This is a genomic window from Nitrobacter sp. TKz-YC01, from assembly GCF_047824785.1.
GTDB lineage: Bacteria > Pseudomonadota > Alphaproteobacteria > Rhizobiales > Xanthobacteraceae > Nitrobacter.
This window is the reverse complement of the sequence record NZ_CP181167.1, coordinates 3,161,585-3,179,637: the sequence shown is the minus strand read 5'-3', so window position 1 is coordinate 3,179,637 and position 18,053 is coordinate 3,161,585. Positions and strand designations below refer to the sequence as shown.

The window sequence follows — 18,053 nt, the reverse complement described above, 5'->3', positions numbered from 1 at the left end:
AGGGTCAAACTCATTCCCGCTTGTATGGTGAGCGCTACCGCGCGGTTCAACGGCCGGGACGCAGGATTCTACGTCCGCAGGAACACTTCCAGCTTTTCAAAGAGCGGGTTGTCGCGATCGAAGACATAGTCGAGCGAGGCGATCGACACCGTGTCAGCGCCGTGCTGCCGCAGGAAACTGGCCAGCGCATAGAGCCGGTCCGGCGGGCAGTGCAGCGTGACCATGCCGGAGGAGGTCGGACCGCCGAAAGGAGATGCCACGCCGAAGCGGTCATGCGCTTCCTTGAGCAGCGCGGCATCGCAGCCGGGGAAGCGGGTCCGCACCTCGCGATATTTACTGGCCCGCGCGCGCGCGGCGATATGGTCGAGAATGACCCGCGCCGTTTCGCGCGCGCCGTTGGACCAGTCCGCCTCGCGGGAGGCGACGAGGTTGGCCTGGCTGCGCAGGATCACGCCGTCATCCAGCACCCTGAGGCCGTTGGCCGTAAGCGTTGCTCCGGTGGTCGTGATGTCCACGATCATTTCGGCGGTGCCGACGGCGGGCGCGCCCTCGGTTGCGCCGGCGCTCTCGACGATGCGGTAATCGACCACGCCATGCGAAGCGAAGAAGGCGCGGGTCAGGTTGATATATTTGGTCGCGACCCGCATCCGGCGGTTGTGCTGGGCGCGAAACCCGGTCGTCACGTCGTCGAGGTCCGCCATGGTGCGCACGTCGATCCAGGACTGCGGCACCGCGACGACCACGTTGGCGTGGCCGAACCCGAGGCCGGTGATCAGCGCCACGCGCTTGTCGGCGTCAATGATGCTTTCGCGGATCAGGTCTTCGCCGGTGACGCCGAGATGCACCATGCCGCGCGCGAGTTGCGACGCGATTTCACTTGCCGAGAGATAGGCGATCTCGACGTTATCAAGCTCGGCGATGGTGCCGCGATAGTCTCGAACGCCGCGTGGTTTCGCGAGCGTCAGCCCGGCACGGGCGAAAAACGCTTCGGCATTCTCCTGCAGGCGGCCCTTCGAAGGCACGGCCAGAACGAGCGAGGTGGTCATGGCGCGCTCCCGCCGATCCGGCTCGCGGAAGGCGCGTCCGTCAACGCCTCGATCCAGACCGAGAAGCCGACCGCCGGGATCGGCGCGGCGGCGCCCAGTCGTGTCATCAGATCGTCGTAGCGTCCGCCCGCGACCAGCGGTTCGCCGCCGTTGCCCTTAAGCTGCAACTCGAACTCAAAGCCTGTGTAATAGTCGACGCCGCGGCCGAAGGAGGTCGCGAAGCTGATCTTATCGGTTTCCACGCCCCGCGCGGCCATGAAGCCGGTGCGGCTTTCGACCTGATCGATCGCCGGGTGGATATCGAGCCCGGCGTCGGAGGCCAGCGCGCGCAACTGGCTGAGCGCTTCATCGGGGTCGCCCGATATCGAAAGAAAGCGTTTGATGATCGTCAGCGCCTCGTGCGGCAGCGCGCCGCTTTTCAGGGTGGATTGTTCGAGAAAGCGGTCGGCGATCTCATCCAGAGAGCGGCCGCCGACAATGGTCGCGCCCGCGATCGACATCATGTCGGTCACCAGCGCCAGGGCCGCCTTGCGGTCGGAGCCCGCGAGCGCCGCCAGCACGCCTTCGTATTCATTATGCCCGGGTGCGGACGTCAGCGTCAGCCGCTCGATGTCCTGCGCGAGGCTGACCTTCCGGTTGAAATCCTTCATCAGCCTGCGCCGCCATACCGGATAAAGGTCGAGCGAGTCGATCAATGCGGTGAACAGCGCCACGTCGCCGGTCCGGATGTCGACGTCGGCGATGCCGAAAGCTGCGACCGCTTCCAGACCGAGCGCGAGCATTTCAGCGTCGGCGGCGGCGCGATCCTCGCGGCCGAACGATTCGATGCCGGCCTGCGGGAATTCGCTGGAGCGGCCGCCGCGATAGCGAAACACTGGCCCGAGATAGCAGAAGCCGGCCGGCTTGCCGGCCTTGCCGGAGGCAAGATAGTCGCGCGCCACCGGGATGGTGAGGTCGGGACGCAGGCATAGTTCCTCGCCTCCCTGATCCGATGTCAGGTAGAGGCTCTTGCGGATATCTTCACCCGACAGGTCCAGAAACGGCTCGGCCGGTTGAAGGATCGCGGGCTCGGCCTTGATATAGCCGGCCTGCATGAATGACGACAGCAGCCGGTCCGCCCGGGATGGCGAAACGGTTGCAGGATTTTCCGCGCGACGGCTCATAATCTCGAAGCCCATGGATTCAAAGGTGTTTTCCGGAGCAGCCTGACGCGAACCGGTCTCCGCTTCGTTCGAAAACGCTGTAAGGCGGGGATGCTCTAGCACGGCGGTTTGACGGTTTCGACCCACCATCCGCGAAGTGGCTTAACGCGTGGCGGGTTTTTCGGGCTCGGTCCAGTCCCCGAGCACGGTCTGGACAAGAGCGAGGACGGCAACCGCGGCGGTATCCGCCCGCAGGATGCGCGGTCCGAGCGATAGCCGGAGGATATTGGGCTGGTTGAGCAGATTTTCCCGCTCGTCGTCGGCGAAACCGCCCTCGGGGCCCACCAGAACATCGATGCCGTGCGCGACGGTGCGCACAGGCTCCAGCGCCCGCGCCGGATTCGCCGTCAGGGCGGCCTCGTCGCAGAATACCAGCAGGCGTTCGCCCTCGCGCCGGCCGAGCCAGCGATCCAGCGGCGCCGGCTCCTCGACCGCGGCAAGGCTGAGGATGCCGCATTGCTCGGCGGCCTCGATGACATTGGCGCGCATCCGCTCGCCGTTGACCCGTCCGACCTGGGTGAAACGGGTCAGGACCGGCTGAAGCGCGCTGGCCCCCATTTCCACCGCCTTCTGGACCATGTAGTCGAGCCGGGCATGTTTCAGCGGCGCGAACGCGTAGCGCACGTCCGGCAGGTGGTCCTGTTTTCGCGTCGCGGCGACGATTTCAAGGTGTTCCGGACGCTTGCGGCCCGAAATCGCCGCGCGCCATTCGCCGTCACGGCCGTTGAAGACCAGAACGTTCGTTCCGGCCCCGAGGCGCAGGACGTTGCCGAGATAGTTGCCCTGATTGCGGTTGAGCGGCACCCTGTCACCCGCGGCAAGCGGAGCATCGACGTAGAGCCGGGGACTGCGAAAGTCGATATTAAGATCAGGCATGATTGAATCCTGCGCGCGCACTCTAGAGCCCTTTCGCTTCTGATGGAATCAGAAGCGGGCTCTATGATTTTGATTTGACGCGTTTTCTTCACGCGAACCGGTGTCCACTTCGCTTGAAAACGCTCTAAGTAGAGCAAGGCGAGGAAAATTGCGTAGCGATTTCGGTCCGCATCAAACCCATGCGTACAATTTGCCTTGAACGGCGCGGGTTGAGGCGACCATTCGGATGGGGAATGTGCGATGTTGGGGGCGTCGCTGGTTCCGGCGCGGCCAAGCGTCGCGCTCTTGCCCAATTCGTCGGGTTGTTAGGAATCAACTGCGATCGTACAAATCGGACATCATGGAAGGCCGTTTGTCGCTATAAGGTCGCCTGGGCGCTTGGCCCTGCCGGAGGAATGCTGTGATCGTCCCGCGCATGATCGTTCCGCTGACGCTTGCGGTGTTCGTTATCGGCACCACGGGCGTGCTTGGTCAGACGCCGTTTCCGGCGCCATTGCCGAATGGCGGAACCGGGACGGCCAACGATTCGCCGTTTCCGCCGGTCAACGGAGCGCCTGCGCAAAAGGCGGCCGCGCCTCAGGATTCGCCATTTCCGCCCGTCAACGGGACGCCCGCGCAAAGGGCCGCCGCGCCTCAGGCTTCACCGTTTCCCCCCGTCAACGGCTCTTCCGCCACGATGAGCTCGCCTTCCGCGTTTCCATCCGGCGGCGCGACGCCGCTTGGTGGTTTCGGAGCACCGCAGCAGCAGGCCGGCCCGCCCGGCGGCGCGGACTGCATGAAGGATTTCCTGCCGCTGCGTGACGCGGCCGAGAAACGCGGCAAGCTGATCCAGGCCGCCAGCGCCCGTCAGGCGCCGCCCGACGAAGCCTGCAAGCTGATCGGGCAGTATGCGCAGGCGGAAGCCAGGATGATCAAATTCATCGATGCGAATTCCAACAGGTGTGGAATTCCCGACAATGTCGGCAAGCAGATGCACGCCAACCACAAGTCGACCGAGTCGATGCAGCAGAAGGTTTGCGACGTGGCGAAGCAGGCGAAGATGCGCGGACCGGCCGGCCCGAGCCTCAGCGAGGCTCTGGGATCGGCATCCGGCGGTTTGCCCGAGGTCACCACGCCGAAGAAGGGCGGCAGCACCTTCGATACCTTGAGCGGCAACGTTCTCACACGATGACGAGCCATCGATGAGCGATGCGGCGGCCCGCGTCGCGGATTCGGTCGGCAATTGGGTCGATAGCCGCGCGCCGCTGTGGTCGCGCCCCTATCTCAGGCTGTCGCGGCTGGATCGTCCGGTCGGGTCGTGGCTGCTGTTGATGCCCTGCCTGTGGTCGGCGGCGCTGGCGTCGCACCTCGCCCGTGACGTGAGCCAGCTTCCCCTCACGATCGTGCTGTTTCTCATCGGCGCGTTTGCGATGCGCGGCGCCGGCTGCACCTGGAACGATATCACTGACCGCGATCTCGATGCGCGCGTGGAGCGGACCCGGTCGCGGCCCATTCCGGCGGGACAGGTCACGGTGGCGCAGGCTGTGGTGTTTCTCGTGGCGCAGGCGCTGGTGGGGCTGATCGTGCTGCTCCAGTTCAATCACTTCGCCATCGCGACAGGAATTGCCTCGCTCCTCATCGTCGCGGCCTATCCTTTCATGAAGCGGATCACCTATTGGCCCCAAGTCGTGCTCGGCCTCGCCTTTTCATGGGGCGCGCTGATGGGATTCGCGGTGGTGCTGGGCCGCATCGATTCGGCTGCGCTGGCGCTGTATGCGGGGGCGGTGGCGTGGGTGATCGGTTATGACACGATCTATGCGCATCAGGATGCGGATGACGACGCGCTCATCGGCATCAAGTCCACCGCGCTGCTGTTTGGTGAGCGCACGCGTCTGGCGCTCGCGATCTTCTACGGGCTGGCTGCCCTCCTGATCGGCGTTGCCTTGCATCTGGCCGCCGCGCGATGGCCGGCGTGGACCGGGCTTGCGGCCTTTGGCGCGCATCTCGCCTGGCAGATCGCGCGCATCGAGATCAAGGATCCACGTCTCTGCCTGCGGCTGTTCAAATCCAACCGCGAAGCCGGGCTGCTGTTGTTCGCGGGATTGCTCGCCGGCGCGTTGGTGTAGCCAGGACACGAGCGGTTCTTCTATAGCCGAGGATATTTCTCAGGTACGAAACATCTCAATGTCGCGCGATGATCTCGCGTTCGCCCCGATGGATTACCGCGGGGTTGAGTAAATCCCCGCTGCGCCGCCGCATCAGAAAACTCGGACGCCGTTCACGGATCGCATTCTTCCGCCGCCGGCGCGGCGCAGGTTCGCGGCTGTCGTCGGCGAGCTGCGGAAGCGCGAGGATCTCGCTCCAGGTTTGCCACGCCGCCGCGCATTCGCCGGCGTCCTCGGTCACGAGGAGGGGAATGGCAAGCGACGGATCGCGGTGAAGCAGCACGAGCGCACGGCCGTGTGAGGTGTCGCGCAAGGTGACGCCGATGAATTCGCTGACGCGTACACTGATCGTCATTTTCATGCCGCGCACCGCGCGATGCAGCGTCACGCGCTCGCGATGAAGTTCGATCTGCCGGATGCCGCCATCGGCGCGGCTGTCGCTCGCGGCGAAACTGATTGGCAGTGAAAGAGGGTCGAGCCGCAGGTTGCGGCTCGACCCGGCGGGATTAATCCCGCTGGTTGCTGTTTGACGCCTCACGGCTTTAGTCTCCCCCGCCGGAATTATGTTCCCGGTCGATGGGTGAGAGCTTGCCAGAGCGCGGTCCGAATCTGCTTAAAAAGGCTGGTTAATCGAAGGTATTCCGCCTGCGATTCGCGCACATGATTGACAGACCCTTGGCCGACATGCTTGACGGGTCCTTGCCGGGGCGCGGATAATCTTTAATACCGCTTCATGGAATGCTTGAATTCCGCGTAAAATAAGCACCTCTCATGACGGACCGGCCTGCCGGGCAGGTCCTGTCGAAGACCCTGGATTTTGTTCGTGAACTCTTCACCAAATTCGTCGCCGGAATCCGTCGTATCCGATCTCTTCGATCAATCCGCGCTCAGTGAACTCGCCGGGCGGCTGGTCGAGGCAGCGAAGCGCGCTGGCGCGGATGCCGCGGACGCAATCGCCGTGCGGGGCGTTTCGCAAGGTGTCGAGGTTCGCGACGGCCGCGTCGAAGAATCGGAGCGGTCGGAGGGCGATGACGTCGGGCTGCGTGTGCTGGTCGGGCGGCGGCAGGCCACCGTCTCGACCAACGATGTCGGCGGCGACAATGTCGCGAAGCTCGCCGAGCGCGCGGTCGCGATGGCGCGCGTCGCGCCCGAGGATCAGTATGTCGGGCTGGCCGATCCGTCGTTGCTGGCGCAAAATTTCCCCGACCTCGATCTGCTCGATCGCGTGATGCCGTCGACGGCGGAACTCGAGCGCCGCGCGGTCGAAGCCGAGGCGGCGGGTCTTGCGGTCAAGGGCGTGACGAAATCCGGCGGCGCGTCGGCGTCCACCGGCATCAGCGGCATGGTGCTGGTGACGAGCACCGGCTTCCACGGACGCTATCTGCGTTCGAGCCAGGGCATCTCGATGATGGCGATCGTCGGTGACGGCACCGGCATGGAACGCGATTATGATTTCAGCTCCGCGCTTCATGGATCCGATCTCATGTCCCCGGCCGGTATCGGCCGCAGCGCGGGCGAACGGGCGGTAGCGCGCGCTGGTCCGCGCAAGGTTGCGACCTGCAAGGTGCCGGTGGTGTTTGATCCTCGCGTCGCGGGCTCGCTGGTCGGCCATGTCGTGAGTGCCGCCAACGGCGCGGCGATCGCGCGCAAGACCAGTTTCCTGAAAGACCGGCTCGGCCAGCAGCTCTTCGCGAAAGGAATCCGGATCATCGACGATCCGTTGCGGGTGCGCGGACTGCGCTCGCAATCCTTCGACGCCGAAGGGGTCGCGACGAAGAAGCTCGCGGTGATCGACAACGGCGTCCTGACGTCATGGCTTCTGGATTCAGCGACAGCGCGCGAACTCGGGCTGGCCACGACCGGTCATGCCCATCGCGGCGTTTCATCGTCGCCGTCGCCGGGACCATATAACCTTCATCTTGAGGCGGGAGAAATGACGCCGCGCCAATTGATCGCGGACGTCGAGCAGGGATTCTACGTCACCGACCTGATCGGCTCCGGCGTCAACGGCGTGACCGGCGATTATAGTCGCGGCGCGTCGGGATTCTGGATCGAGAACGGCGAGATGACCTATCCGGTCAGTGAGATCACCATCGCCGGACATCTGATCGAGATGTTCAGGTCGCTGACGCCCGCCAACGATCTCACGTTCCGCTACGGGACCAACGCGCCGACGGTGCGCATCGAAGGGCTGACGGTTGGCGGGCGCTGACGATGCCGACAGCCGAGCCGACCTTTTGGCGCGCGACCGCGCTCTATTGATCGAGACAGTGCGCGAGGCCGGATTGCTGGCGCTGGCGATGCGTCGCACCCGGCTGCGAACCTGGACCAAGGGGGTGTCGTCCCCGGTTTCGGAGGCCGACATCGCCGTCAACGATCTCATTGCAAGCAGGCTGGCTACGCTTCCGGACTATGGCTGGCTGTCCGAGGAAAGCGCCGACGATCTTTCGCGGCTCGGCAAAAAAAGGGTCTGGATCGTCGATCCGATCGACGGCACGCGCGGCTATCTTGCCGGTCATGACGAATGGTGCGTCAGCGTCGCTCTGGTGGAGGATGCCTCGCCGCTGCTCGCCGCCGTGTTCGCGCCCGCCACCGACGAGTTTTTCGTTGCCGCGCGCGGGCAGGGGACGACCCGCAACGACCTGCCGGTCCAGGCGACCGGCGGTGATGATCTGGATTTTTCGAAGATCGCAGGACCGAAACCGCTTCTGGAAAAACTCGACCTGCGTCCGGACGATGTCGCCCTTCATCCGAGGATCAGTTCGCTGGCGCTGCGGCTGTGCCGCGTGGCGGGGGGCGGAATCGATGCCGCTTTTGCCGGTGGCCAGAGCCACGATTGGGATATCGCCGCGGCCGATTTGATCGTGCATGAGGCGAATGGTAAAATGACCTCGCTTGCCGGCGAGCCGGTTCTTTATAATCGTGCCGAGGTGACGCACGGCGTGCTGGTCGCGGCCGGTTGCCCGCGCCACGCGCGCATTCTGGAGCAGGTCCGGGGACGTCCGCTGCCGTAAGGCCGGCTGCCGACATTGATGGTGTTTGCCTCGTTGGTGTTTGCCTGACGGCCGGCGGCATAGTAGGACAACGCGTGATGCCGCCAGACAGTCCACCCCAGCAACTGCTCCATCTCGTGATCGGAGGCGAACTGACCGATCTCGCGCATACGACCTTCAAAAACCTCGATGAGGTCGAGATCGTCGGCCTCTATCCGAACTACGCATCAGCCTATGCCGCCTGGAAAGCGAAGGCGCAGCGGACGGTCGATAACGCCCACATGCGGTATTTCATCGTCCATCTCCACCGGCTGCTCGATCCTGGTCAAGACACGAAAACCGACCTTTGAGAAAACTGCTTCGCAATCTGCTGCGCTCACGCTGGTTTCAGCAGTCCGCGGGCCTTCTGGCCGCGGGCTTTTTATGGCTGGTCTGGCGAACCAACAGGTTCAGCTACGACCCCGAGGATGTCTACGACATCGTCGAGCCGCAGATGCCGGTGATCCTCGCGTTCTGGCACGGGCAGCATTTCATGACGCCGTTCATCAGGCGGGCGCACCATCGCGGCAAGGTGCTGATCTCGCGGCACCGCGACGGCGAGTTCAACGCGCTCGCCGCGGAGCGGCTGGGGATTGAAACCATTCGCGGTTCCGGCGATCACGGCTCCGCGTTCAATCGTAAGGGGGGCGTCGGCGCCTTCAAGGAAATGGTCCGTGCGCTGGAGGAGGGCTACAACGTGGCCCTGACCGCCGACGTGCCCAAGCGCTCGCGGATCGCCGGTCTCGGCATCATCATGCTGGCGCGTGAATCCGGGCGGACCATCATGCCCTTCGCGATGGCGACCAGCCGCTTCATTCGCCTGAACAACTGGGATCGCACGACGATCAACCTGCCGTTCGGGCGCGGCGCCCTGGTGGGCGGTGAGCCGATCTCGGTTCCCTCGGACGCGGATGCGCAGATGATGGAGATGCTGAGGGCGCGGCTGGAGGCGACATTGAACGATGCGACGCGCCGCGCTTACATGAAAGTCGGCCGGCCCGAATTCGAGGCCGGTCCCGAATATGAGGCGGGCCATGCCTAACCCGATGCCGGCGACACTGCGCCTCTACCGCAGGCTGGCTGTCGCCGCCGGGCCGCTGACGCCTCTGCTTCTCAAACGGCGTCTGAAACAGGGCAAGGAAGACCCGGCGCGCATCAATGAGCGCCGGGGCGTCGCCCGGCAGCCCCGCCCCGCGGGTCCGCTGGTCTGGATCCATGGGGCCAGCGTTGGCGAGGTGCTGGCCGCGGCCGCGCTGATCGAGCGGCTGCGCGCGCTCAATATCGGCGTTCTGGTTACGTCAGGCACGGTTACGTCGGCGGCCGTCGCCGCGAAGCGGTTCCCGCCGGATATCATTCACCAGTATATCCCCTACGACTCGCCCCGCTTCGTGGAGCGTTTTCTTGATCACTGGCAACCCGGTCTCGCGCTCTTTATCGAATCGGACCTGTGGCCGAACCTGATTCTGGCTGGCGCGAGCCGTCGTGTACCGATCGTGCTGATCAACGGGCGGATGTCGCGCCGTTCATTCCCGCGCTGGCGGCGGGCCTCCCGAACGATCGGGGCGCTGTTGAGCCGGTTCGATATCTGCCTTGTCCAGTCCGAAATCGACGCGGAGCGTTTCACGGTGCTCGGTGGTCGCAACGTCGTCATCACCGGCAACCTCAAGCTCGACGTAAAGGCGCCGCCGGCCGACGAGACCAAGCTGGAACGTCTGCTGTTCGTGACCCGCGGCCGCCCGGTGGTGGTGGCGGCCTCGACCCATCCGGGCGAGGAAGAAATACTGCTCAACGCCCATCAAACGCTCGCGCGTGATTTTCCGTCGCTGCTGACCGTGATCGTTCCTCGCCACCCCGATCGGGGCGAGGCGATCGCCCGGATGGTCATCGCGTCCGGCGCGCAGGCGGCGCGGCGCTCGCTGGAGCAGCTGCCGACAGCGAGCACAAGCATCTATGTCGCCGACACCATCGGTGAAATGGGATTGTTCTACCGCCTGGCGCCGATCGTTTTCATGGGCGGCTCGCTGGTGCCGCATGGCGGCCAGAATCCGATCGAGGCGGTCAAGCTCAATGCGTCGATCGTGCACGGGCCGCACGTCTTCAATTTTCCGGATGTTTATGACGCGCTCGACCGCGCGGGCGGCGCGTGCCGGGTCGACGACGGCGATGCGCTGACCAAGCAGCTTGGCCACCTTCTCAACGATTCCGCCGCACGCGACGCGGCTGCGACGGCAGGGTCTCAGGTGGTGGAAAAACTCGGCGGTGCGCTCGATCGCACGCTGGCCGCGCTCGAACCGTATCTTCTTCAGTTGCGGCTTGAACGACGGGCGGCCGATGCGTGAACCGGCCTTCTGGCGCAAGCCATCATCGTTGCTTTCGCGGTCTCTGATGCCCGTAGGCGCGCTTTATGGCGCGATCGCCGCTAGGCGGCTGTCACGGAAGGGTCTGCGCGCCGGTGTGCCGGTGATCTGCGTCGGAAACTATCATCTCGGCGGCGCGGGCAAGACGCCGACCGTGTTGGCGCTCGCCGGCGTTCTCCGTTCGCTCGGCGAAACGCCGGTCGTGATCAGTCGCGGCTATGGCGGACGGCTGCGCGGCCCGGTGCGCGTCGATCCGGACCGGCATGAGGCTGCGGATGCCGGAGACGAGCCCCTGATGATGGCGCGGACGCTCCCCGTGATCGTGTCGCGACAACGGGCGGCGGGCGTCGCGCCGGCGCGCGCGCTGGGCGCCAGCGTGATCCTGATGGACGACGGCTTCCAGAACCCGGCGCTCGCGAAGGATATCTCGCTGATCGTGATCGACGGAGATCGCGGCCTCGGAAACGGCCGAGTTTTTCCGGCGGGGCCGCTGCGGGCGCCGCTGCCGCCGCAACTCGCGCGCACGGATGCGCTGGTGATCGTCGGCCCTGGTTCCGCCGCGGACGACGTTGCGGCGCGCATCAAGGCGCGGGGAGGGCTTGTCTTACGTGCGCGGATTGTCCCGGATGACGCCTCGGTGGCGGCCCTTCGCGGCAGGCGCGTCTTGGCCTTTGCCGGAATCGGCGACCCCCCGAGGTTCTTCCGCGGTCTTCGCGCCTGCGGCGTCGATGTGGCGGCGGAGCGGGCATTTGCCGACCACCATCCGTTCTCGCGACGCGACGTGGCCGCGCTGCAAGCCGCCGCCGGTCAGGACGGCTTAACGTTGGTGACGACGGAAAAGGATCTGGCGCGGCTGCGCAACAACGAGAACCTCGCCGCCTTTGCTCAGACCGTCGCGCCTTTCGCAGTCAGGCTTGCTTTCGACGATGAAACGCTGCTGCGGTCGTTCCTGGTGGACAGGATTGCAGAGGCACGACGGTCAGACTGATTGAAAGTCGCTCGCTCTCAGTCCGGGCTTTTGAGCGCGCCCGGGTAATGACGCTGCAACACCGCGCTCGGGAGAGCGTAAGCTTCCTGCAAATCGACGCTCCAGTATTTCAGTTCGTCGAGTGGAATGCGGGCGTCGGTGACGGCGCAACGGACATAGGTTCCCGGCGAGATCACCCGGAAGTCGCCATCGAGATACTGTACGCGCGCCTCGCCCTGTCCGGATTGACGAAATTTGTTCAGCACTGCTTTTCTCCAGGGTCTCGGACAGGTTCGCTCAGCGTTACGGCTTGACGAAACGCCATCCGGCCTCCTTTCGGATATTGACCTCATCAGTAGCATACCGGACCCGGTCTATTCAGAACAGACTTCCCTGACCGGCGGGTTTGGTGGCGCGCCTGCGGGATGCCGGTTTGGACTCGCTCATGGGGCCTGACCTCGGCGGGTTTGGTGACGTCGCTGCGGTTTGATCGGTGCCGGAGGTGACGTTCACCTTTCCGTCGGCAAATTCCAGCGTAAGGCGCGCGCCGGAACCGACCGCCGTTGCGCTTCGCACCGCCTGTCCGGCGTCGTCGCGAACCAGTGCGAAGCCGCGCGCGAGCACGCCGCGATAGGAAAGCGCCGCCAGTAGCTGACCCGAATGCGTGATGCGGGCCTCATGCCGTTGCAGCAAGGTGACGAGCGCCCGTCGCGCGCGCTCGGCCAGTCGCCTTGTGCGTTCGTTGTCACGCGCGATGCGATCGCGCTGCGCCTGGACGTTGGCTAGCCGCGACGCCCTGAGCCGCACCGCCAGTCCCGCGAAGCGGTCGCGGCGGTGGCGCAGCACGACCTGCGCGCCGTGTGTGAGCCTCGCGCCGGTTGCGGTGACCGATTGTTTTGCGTGCGTAACCTGCGCGCGCAGCACCCGCAGCGTGAGTCCGCCGGAAATCCGCGTGAAGCGGCGGTGATGAAGGTGCGTGCTTGCGCGCAAGGCGCGCGGCAAGGCGGCGGCGGCGTTGTCGAGCGTCTGGCGGGGAATCGCCAGCAGTTCACCGGCTCCCGGCAGCGCGCGGGCGGCGGAGCGCAATTCGGCGCGCCGGTCGTCATGACCTCGCTTCCAGGCGACGAGGGCGCGGGCCGCGAGGTTTGAGATTTTGACCGCCAGATCGGACCGGACCGGCACGGCCATTTCGGCGGCGGCCGTCGGCGTCGGGGCCCGCTGATCGGCGGCGAAATCGATCAGCGTCACGTCGGTCTCGTGACCCACCGCCGAGATCAGCGGGATCATGCTGCCGGCTGCGGCGCGGACCACGATTTCCTCGTTGAACGACCACAGGTCTTCGAGCGAGCCGCCCCCGCGCGCGACGATCAGCAGGTCGGGACGCGGAATGCGTCCGCCGTCCGGCAGCGCGTTGAACCCGTCGATAGCGGCGGCGATCTGTTCCGCCGAGCCTTCGCCCTGCACCCGCACCGGCCACACCAGCACGCGGCGAGGAAACCGGTCCTCCAGCCGGTGCAGGATGTCGCGGATCACGGCGCCGGTGGGGGAGGTCACCACGCCGATGACCTCGGGCAGCCAGGGAAGCAGCTGCTTGCGGGCTTCATCGAACAGCCCTTCCGCCGCGAGCTTCCTCTTGCGCTCCTCCATCAGCGCCATCAGCGCGCCGATCCCGGCAGGCTCGATCGCCTCGATCACGATCTGGTATTTCGACGAGCCGGGATAGGTCGTCAGCTTGCCGGTGGCGATGACCTCCAGCCCCTCCTGCGGCTTGAACCGCATCCGGCCGTGGACGCCCTTCCAGATCACCGCCTCGATCTTGGCGCTCTCGTCCTTCAGCGCGAAATAGCAATGGCCCGAGGCGTGCGGTCCGCGAAAGCCGGAGATCTCGCCGCGCACCCGCACATGGCCGTAGGCGTTCTCCACGGTGCGTTTCAGCGCCGAGGACAACTCGGAGACGGTGTATTCCGGCGAGTTCGCCAAAAGCTGTGCTGGGTTTGCGGGCATCAGCCTCACTTCTGTTGCTCGTCCGCATTACCATGCTAAACCGCTCCGAAACCACCGGAAAGGCTGGATCGGCGCTCGTACATGAACATTCTTCTGCTTGGTTCCGGCGGCCGCGAACATGCGCTGGCATGGAAAATCGCGGGCTCGCCGCTGGTGACGAAACTCTGGTGCGCGCCGGGCAATGCCGGGATCGCGCGCGAGGCCGAATGCGTGGCGCTCGATATCGCTGACCATGCGGCGGTGATCGCGTTCTGCAAAACCAACAAGGTCGATCTCGTGGTGGTCGGTCCGGAAGCGCCGCTCGCCGCGGGCATGGTCGATGATCTCTCGGCCGCGGGCATCAAGGCGTTCGGGCCGGGCAAGGCCGCCGCGCAGCTCGAAAGCTCCAAGGGCTTCACCAAGGATCTCTGCCGCGACAACGGGATTCCGACAGCGGCCTATGAACGCTTCAAGGAAGTTACGGCGGCGAAGGATTATATCCGCGCGCACGGCGCGCCGATCGTCATCAAGGCCGACGGGCTTGCGGCCGGCAAGGGCGTCGTGGTGGCCATGACGCTGGACGAGGCGCTGGCGGCGGCCGACATGATGTTCGAAGGCGGCTTCGGTGCGGCTGGCGCTGAGGTTGTGGTCGAGGAATTTTTGCGCGGCGAGGAAGCGTCGTTCTTCGCGCTGTGCGACGGCGAGCACGCGATGCCGCTGGCGACCGCGCAGGACCATAAACGGGCGTTCGACGGCGACGAGGGCCCGAACACCGGCGGCATGGGCGCCTATTCGCCTGCGACGGTGATGACGGACGAGATGTGCCGCCGCACCATGGACGAGATTATCGTTCCGACATTGCGCGCCATGCGCGAGAAGGGTGCGCCTTTCAAAGGCGTGCTGTTCGCGGGCCTGATGATCACGGAGCAGGGACCGAAGCTGATCGAGTACAACGTCCGCTTCGGCGATCCGGAATGTCAGGTGCTGATGCTGCGGATGAGGGGCGACATCGTGCCGGCGCTGTTCGCCGCCTGCGACGGGCAGCTGCATCATTTCAGCATGCGCTGGTTTGCCGATCCTGCGCTGACCGTGGTGATGGCGGCGAAGGGCTATCCCGGCGGATACGCCAAGGGAACGCGCATCGACGGACTCGACGAAGCCGCCAAGGTCGAGGGCGTGGAGATTTTTCATGCCGGCACGAAAGATGAGGACGGGCGCGTTCTCGCGGTTGGTGGTCGCGTGCTGAACGTCTGCGCGTTGGGCAAGACCGTCGCCGAGGCGCAAGCCCGCGCGTATGAGGCCGTCGATCGCATCAAATGGCCCGAGGGCTTTTGCCGCCGCGACATCGGCCTTCGCGCGGTGGCGCGGGAGAAGGGCGGATAGAAGCCAACCGTTACCGCCGCGCCTTGAAGAAATCCCGCAGCAGCGCTGCCGCCTGGCTTTCACCCACGGACGGGTACACCTCCGGCCGATGATGGCAGGTCGGCGCGGCGAGGAACCGGACGCCGGACTCCACCGCGCCGCCTTTGGGGTCGCTCGCTCCATAGTAGAGCCTTCGGATCCGCGCGAACGAGATCGCGGCCGCGCACATCGTGCAGGGTTCCAGCGTCACATAGAGGTCGCAGCCGGTCAGCCGCTCGCTGCCGAGGACGTGCGCGGCTGCCCGGAGCGCCAGAATCTCGGCATGGGCGGTGGGGTCGCGGTCGATCAGGGTGCGGTTTCCCGCGGCGGCGATGACCTCACCGTCGCGCACGATCACGCAGCCGATCGGCACCTCGCCCGCTTGACCGGCTTTTTCTGCGGCTTCGAGCGCCATGTCCATGAAAGATGGTGCGGTCATCTCGTATCCCGGCGCGAACCCTGTTAAGAGGCGCGCTCAGTCGGCCCTTGTGCCCGTAGCGAGATCATTCATGCCCCGCGATAATGACGATGACAATGCGCGCCCGCGTGGCCGGCGCGATCGGCCTTCCGGGGGCAAGGGTAAACCCAAGGGCCGATCCGGCGCGCCGCGCGGTCCGGAAAAGAAGCTCGCCAGGCGCGGCTTGGCTGGCAAGTCCGATATCAGAAAGCCCGATACCAGAAAGTCCGACAGGGGCGATGGCGATAAGCGGCCCTATGCCGGCAAATCCGATGGCGCGAAGCCTTCCCAAAGGAAGCCCTATGCCAGTAAGTCGTATGCTGGTGCCGGCAAACCCTATGCGGGCAAGCGAGATGGCGCGGCCGCGCGGCCTCGGTTCAATCGCGACGACGGCGGCGAAAAGCGTCCCTACACGCCGCGCGGCGAGGGCTTTCGGAAAGACGGCGACCGTCCGCGGCGGGCGCGGCCGCAAGGTGATCGGCCTTATAGCGCGCGTCCGCCGCGCGAGGGTGGCGGCGAGAAACGTCCGTACACGCCGCGCGGGGATCGCTCCTTCGATGACAGGAAAACGTTTTCACGCGGTGGGCCCGACCGTGGCTCGCGCGGACCGCGCAAGGAGTTCGGCGATCGCGAGGGTCGTGACAGGGGCGATGAAAAGCCGTGGCGGAAGCGCGACGCCGGCCCGCGCGATGATCGCGGCGGGTCGCGACCGTCTCGTGACGGCGCGGGGCGTCCACGATTTTCGAAACCACGCGAGGATCGCGTTGAGCGAGCTGCGGGCGCCGATCGCGGTCCCCGCAAGTTTGATCGTCCCGACGGCGACCGTCCTCGCGGCGAGCGCAATGCGTGGCAGGAGCGCCCGCGCCGCAATGATCGCGACGATCGTTCGCGTCGTGACAATGAGGACGACAGCAAGGTTTTCGCAAAACGTCCGGCGTTCGGGGGACGCGGCGCCTATCGCGAACGCGCGCCTGAAACCGAGCGGCGCGGCGCGCGGGCCGAGCCGAAACCAAAGAAAGCCGGTGAACGCGTCGCGAAAGTGATCTCGCGCGCCGGTCTCGCTTCGCGCCGCGACGCGGAGGAATGGGTTACGCAAGGCCGCGTCGCCGTCAACGGCCGCGTGATCAATTCGCCGGCGCTCGATGTCACCTCGCGTGATGTCATTACGGTTGACGGTGAGCCTTTGCCGGAGCGCGAGCGCACGCGACTGTTCCTGTATCACAAGCCGCGCGGCCTGATGACGACTCATGCCGATCCCGAAGGGCGGCCGACGGTATTCGATCATCTGCCCGAGGGTCTGCCGCGCCTGATCAGCGTCGGCCGGCTCGATTTCAATACCGAGGGACTACTGCTGCTGACCAATGACGGCGGCCTGGCCCGCGCGCTGGAACTACCCGACACCGGCTGGCTGCGGCGCTACCGCGTCCGCGCCCATGGCGAGGTGACGCAGGCGCAACTCGATGCGCTCAAGAACGGCGTCGAGGTCGACGGCGTCAAGTATGGCTCGATCGACGCCACGCTGGAGCGCGATCAGGGCGCGAATGTGTGGCTGACCTTTGCGATTCGCGAGGGCAAGAACCGCGAGGTGCGCAACGTGATGGCGCATCTCGGGCTTGAGGTGAACCGGCTGATCCGTATCTCCTACGGACCGTTCCAGCTTGCCGAGATCGCGGAAGGTGAGGTCGAGGAGGTGAAGACGCGCGTGCTGCGCGAGCAACTCGGCGACAGGATCGCCGCGCTCGCCAACATGGATCCATCAGGCGCCACGGCCGAATCCGGGGCCGTCAAGCTCGGCCGTGATGGCACGCCGCTGCGCTCCAAGAAAGACAACAAGGCGAGAACGAAGCGCGCGCTGATCGAGGACCGCAAGGGCCGCAGCGTCGTGGTGCAGCGGACCGGCAGCGACGAGGCGCGGGCGCGCAACGAAGCCGAGGCCAACGGTTACGGGCCGCCACGCCGGCCCAAGCGCGGCTATCACGGCAAGCGCGACCTGACGCCAAGGGATTGATAAGGGATTGATAAGGGATTGACGATGCGTGTCGTCGGCGGACGGCTGAAGGGCCGCAACCTCGCGTCGCCATCGACGCAGCAGATACGTCCCACGGCCGATCGGCTGCGCGAGTCGCTGTTCAACATCCTGGTTCATGCCTATGACAATCCGGTGGTGGATGCGCGCGTGCTCGATCTGTTTGCGGGCACCGGCGCGCTCGGCATCGAGGCGGTGTCGCGCGGAGCGAAGTTCACGCTGTTCGTTGATAACGGCGCCGAGGCGCGCGCGCTGCTGCGCAACAACGTCGAGGCATTGGGGCTCGGTGGTGTAACGAAAGTCTATCGCCGCGACGCGACCCATCTCGGGCCGGCGCATCCCCTCATGCCGTTCTCGCTGGTGTTTCTTGATCCGCCGTATCGGATGCAGTTGGCCGACAAGGCGCTCGCCTCGCTGCGCGACGGGGGCTGGCTGACCGACAAGGCGCTGCTCGTTGTCGAGGAAGCCAGGGCCGCGGGCTTCGCCGCGCCGGAGGGATTTCACGAACTCGAACGTCGCGCCTATGACGATACCGAGTTTGTGTTTCTGCGGGCGGGTTAGT

General features: G+C 65.6%; 18 protein-coding genes. 11 read left to right on the top strand and 7 right to left on the bottom strand.

What is annotated here, in order from left to right; translation table 11 throughout:
* Positions 1–68 precede the first annotated feature (68 nt).
* The 3 genes from hisG to ACMYR2_RS15165 form a co-directional block, all read right to left on the bottom strand.
* Positions 69–1,046 carry an ATP phosphoribosyltransferase gene (hisG, locus tag ACMYR2_RS15175; protein WP_347264154.1) on the bottom strand — a complete coding sequence of 326 codons (978 nt, stop codon included), beginning with the start codon at positions 1,044–1,046 and terminating at the stop codon, positions 69–71.
* Positions 1,043–2,224, bottom strand: a complete 1,182-nt coding sequence (locus tag ACMYR2_RS15170) for an ATP phosphoribosyltransferase regulatory subunit (protein WP_347264155.1) — start codon at positions 2,222–2,224, stop codon at positions 1,043–1,045. The genes hisG and ACMYR2_RS15170 overlap by 4 nt, the downstream gene beginning before the upstream one ends.
* Positions 2,225–2,350: 126 nt before the next feature.
* Positions 2,351–3,124 (bottom strand): 16S rRNA (uracil(1498)-N(3))-methyltransferase, encoded by a 774-nt coding sequence (locus tag ACMYR2_RS15165; protein ID WP_347264156.1) that lies wholly within the window; start codon positions 3,122–3,124, stop codon positions 2,351–2,353.
* Positions 3,125–3,524: 400 nt separating this feature from the next.
* Between ACMYR2_RS15165 and ACMYR2_RS15160 the strand changes: the two genes are divergently transcribed.
* Positions 3,525–4,295, top strand: a complete 771-nt coding sequence (locus ACMYR2_RS15160) for a hypothetical protein (RefSeq protein WP_347264157.1) — start codon at positions 3,525–3,527, stop codon at positions 4,293–4,295.
* 10 nt (positions 4,296–4,305) lie between these two features.
* Positions 4,306–5,229 carry a 4-hydroxybenzoate octaprenyltransferase gene (gene ubiA, locus ACMYR2_RS15155; protein ID WP_347264158.1) on the top strand — a complete coding sequence of 308 codons (924 nt, stop codon included), beginning with the start codon at positions 4,306–4,308 and terminating at the stop codon, positions 5,227–5,229.
* 55 nt (positions 5,230–5,284) lie between these two features.
* Here the strand turns inward: ubiA and ACMYR2_RS15150 are convergent, their stop codons facing one another.
* The gene (locus ACMYR2_RS15150; RefSeq protein WP_347264159.1) at positions 5,285–5,806 is read right to left on the bottom strand and encodes a DUF6101 family protein; all 522 of its coding nucleotides are present in this window, start codon (positions 5,804–5,806) and stop codon (positions 5,285–5,287) included.
* Between the two features lie 285 nt (positions 5,807–6,091).
* Between ACMYR2_RS15150 and ACMYR2_RS15145 the strand changes: the two genes are divergently transcribed.
* From ACMYR2_RS15145 to lpxK, 6 genes are all read left to right on the top strand, one after another.
* A complete protein-coding gene (locus ACMYR2_RS15145) occupies positions 6,092–7,480 on the top strand; it encodes a TldD/PmbA family protein (RefSeq protein ID WP_347264160.1) in 1,389 nt (462 codons plus the stop codon).
* A complete protein-coding gene (locus tag ACMYR2_RS15140; protein ID WP_347264161.1) occupies positions 7,467–8,282 on the top strand; it encodes a 3'(2'),5'-bisphosphate nucleotidase CysQ in 816 nt (271 codons plus the stop codon). Before ACMYR2_RS15145 ends, ACMYR2_RS15140 begins: the two co-directional genes overlap by 14 nt.
* Positions 8,283–8,359: 77 nt before the next feature.
* Entirely contained in the window at positions 8,360–8,611 is a 252-nt protein-coding gene (locus ACMYR2_RS15135; protein WP_347264162.1) for a DUF4170 domain-containing protein, read from the top strand.
* Positions 8,608–9,342 (top strand): lysophospholipid acyltransferase family protein, encoded by a 735-nt coding sequence (locus tag ACMYR2_RS15130; RefSeq protein ID WP_347264163.1) that lies wholly within the window; start codon positions 8,608–8,610, stop codon positions 9,340–9,342. The genes ACMYR2_RS15135 and ACMYR2_RS15130 overlap by 4 nt, the downstream gene beginning before the upstream one ends.
* Positions 9,335–10,639, top strand: coding sequence for a 3-deoxy-D-manno-octulosonic acid transferase (locus tag ACMYR2_RS15125; RefSeq protein ID WP_416193243.1), 1,305 nt, complete (start codon positions 9,335–9,337; stop codon positions 10,637–10,639). The genes ACMYR2_RS15130 and ACMYR2_RS15125 overlap by 8 nt, the downstream gene beginning before the upstream one ends.
* Positions 10,632–11,645, top strand: coding sequence for a tetraacyldisaccharide 4'-kinase (lpxK, locus tag ACMYR2_RS15120; protein WP_416193242.1), 1,014 nt, complete (start codon positions 10,632–10,634; stop codon positions 11,643–11,645). Before ACMYR2_RS15125 ends, lpxK begins: the two co-directional genes overlap by 8 nt.
* A gap of 17 nt (positions 11,646–11,662) precedes the next feature.
* On the opposite strand, the gene ACMYR2_RS15115 is transcribed toward lpxK, so the two are convergent.
* Both ACMYR2_RS15115 and xseA read right to left on the bottom strand, forming a co-directional pair.
* Positions 11,663–11,890 (bottom strand): DUF2093 domain-containing protein, encoded by a 228-nt coding sequence (locus tag ACMYR2_RS15115; protein WP_347265000.1) that lies wholly within the window; start codon positions 11,888–11,890, stop codon positions 11,663–11,665.
* A 112-nt stretch (positions 11,891–12,002) separates the two neighbouring features.
* On the bottom strand, positions 12,003–13,628 hold the full coding sequence (gene xseA, locus ACMYR2_RS15110; RefSeq protein ID WP_347265001.1) for an exodeoxyribonuclease VII large subunit: 1,626 nt from the start codon (positions 13,626–13,628) through the stop codon (positions 12,003–12,005).
* Positions 13,629–13,709: 81 nt separating this feature from the next.
* Between xseA and purD the strand changes: the two genes are divergently transcribed.
* Entirely contained in the window at positions 13,710–14,990 is a 1,281-nt protein-coding gene (purD, locus tag ACMYR2_RS15105) for a phosphoribosylamine--glycine ligase (RefSeq protein ID WP_347265002.1), read from the top strand.
* A gap of 10 nt (positions 14,991–15,000) precedes the next feature.
* Here the strand turns inward: purD and ACMYR2_RS15100 are convergent, their stop codons facing one another.
* On the bottom strand, positions 15,001–15,447 hold the full coding sequence (locus ACMYR2_RS15100) for a nucleoside deaminase (RefSeq protein ID WP_347265003.1): 447 nt from the start codon (positions 15,445–15,447) through the stop codon (positions 15,001–15,003).
* 70 nt (positions 15,448–15,517) lie between these two features.
* On the opposite strand from ACMYR2_RS15100, the gene ACMYR2_RS15095 reads away from it, so the two are divergent.
* Positions 15,518–17,473: a pseudouridine synthase gene (locus ACMYR2_RS15095; RefSeq protein WP_347265004.1), complete on the top strand. Its 1,956-nt coding sequence runs from the start codon at positions 15,518–15,520 to the stop codon at positions 17,471–17,473.
* A 24-nt stretch (positions 17,474–17,497) separates the two neighbouring features.
* Entirely contained in the window at positions 17,498–18,052 is a 555-nt protein-coding gene (gene rsmD / locus ACMYR2_RS15090; RefSeq protein WP_347265005.1) for a 16S rRNA (guanine(966)-N(2))-methyltransferase RsmD, read from the top strand.
* Position 18,053 lies beyond the last annotated feature (1 nt).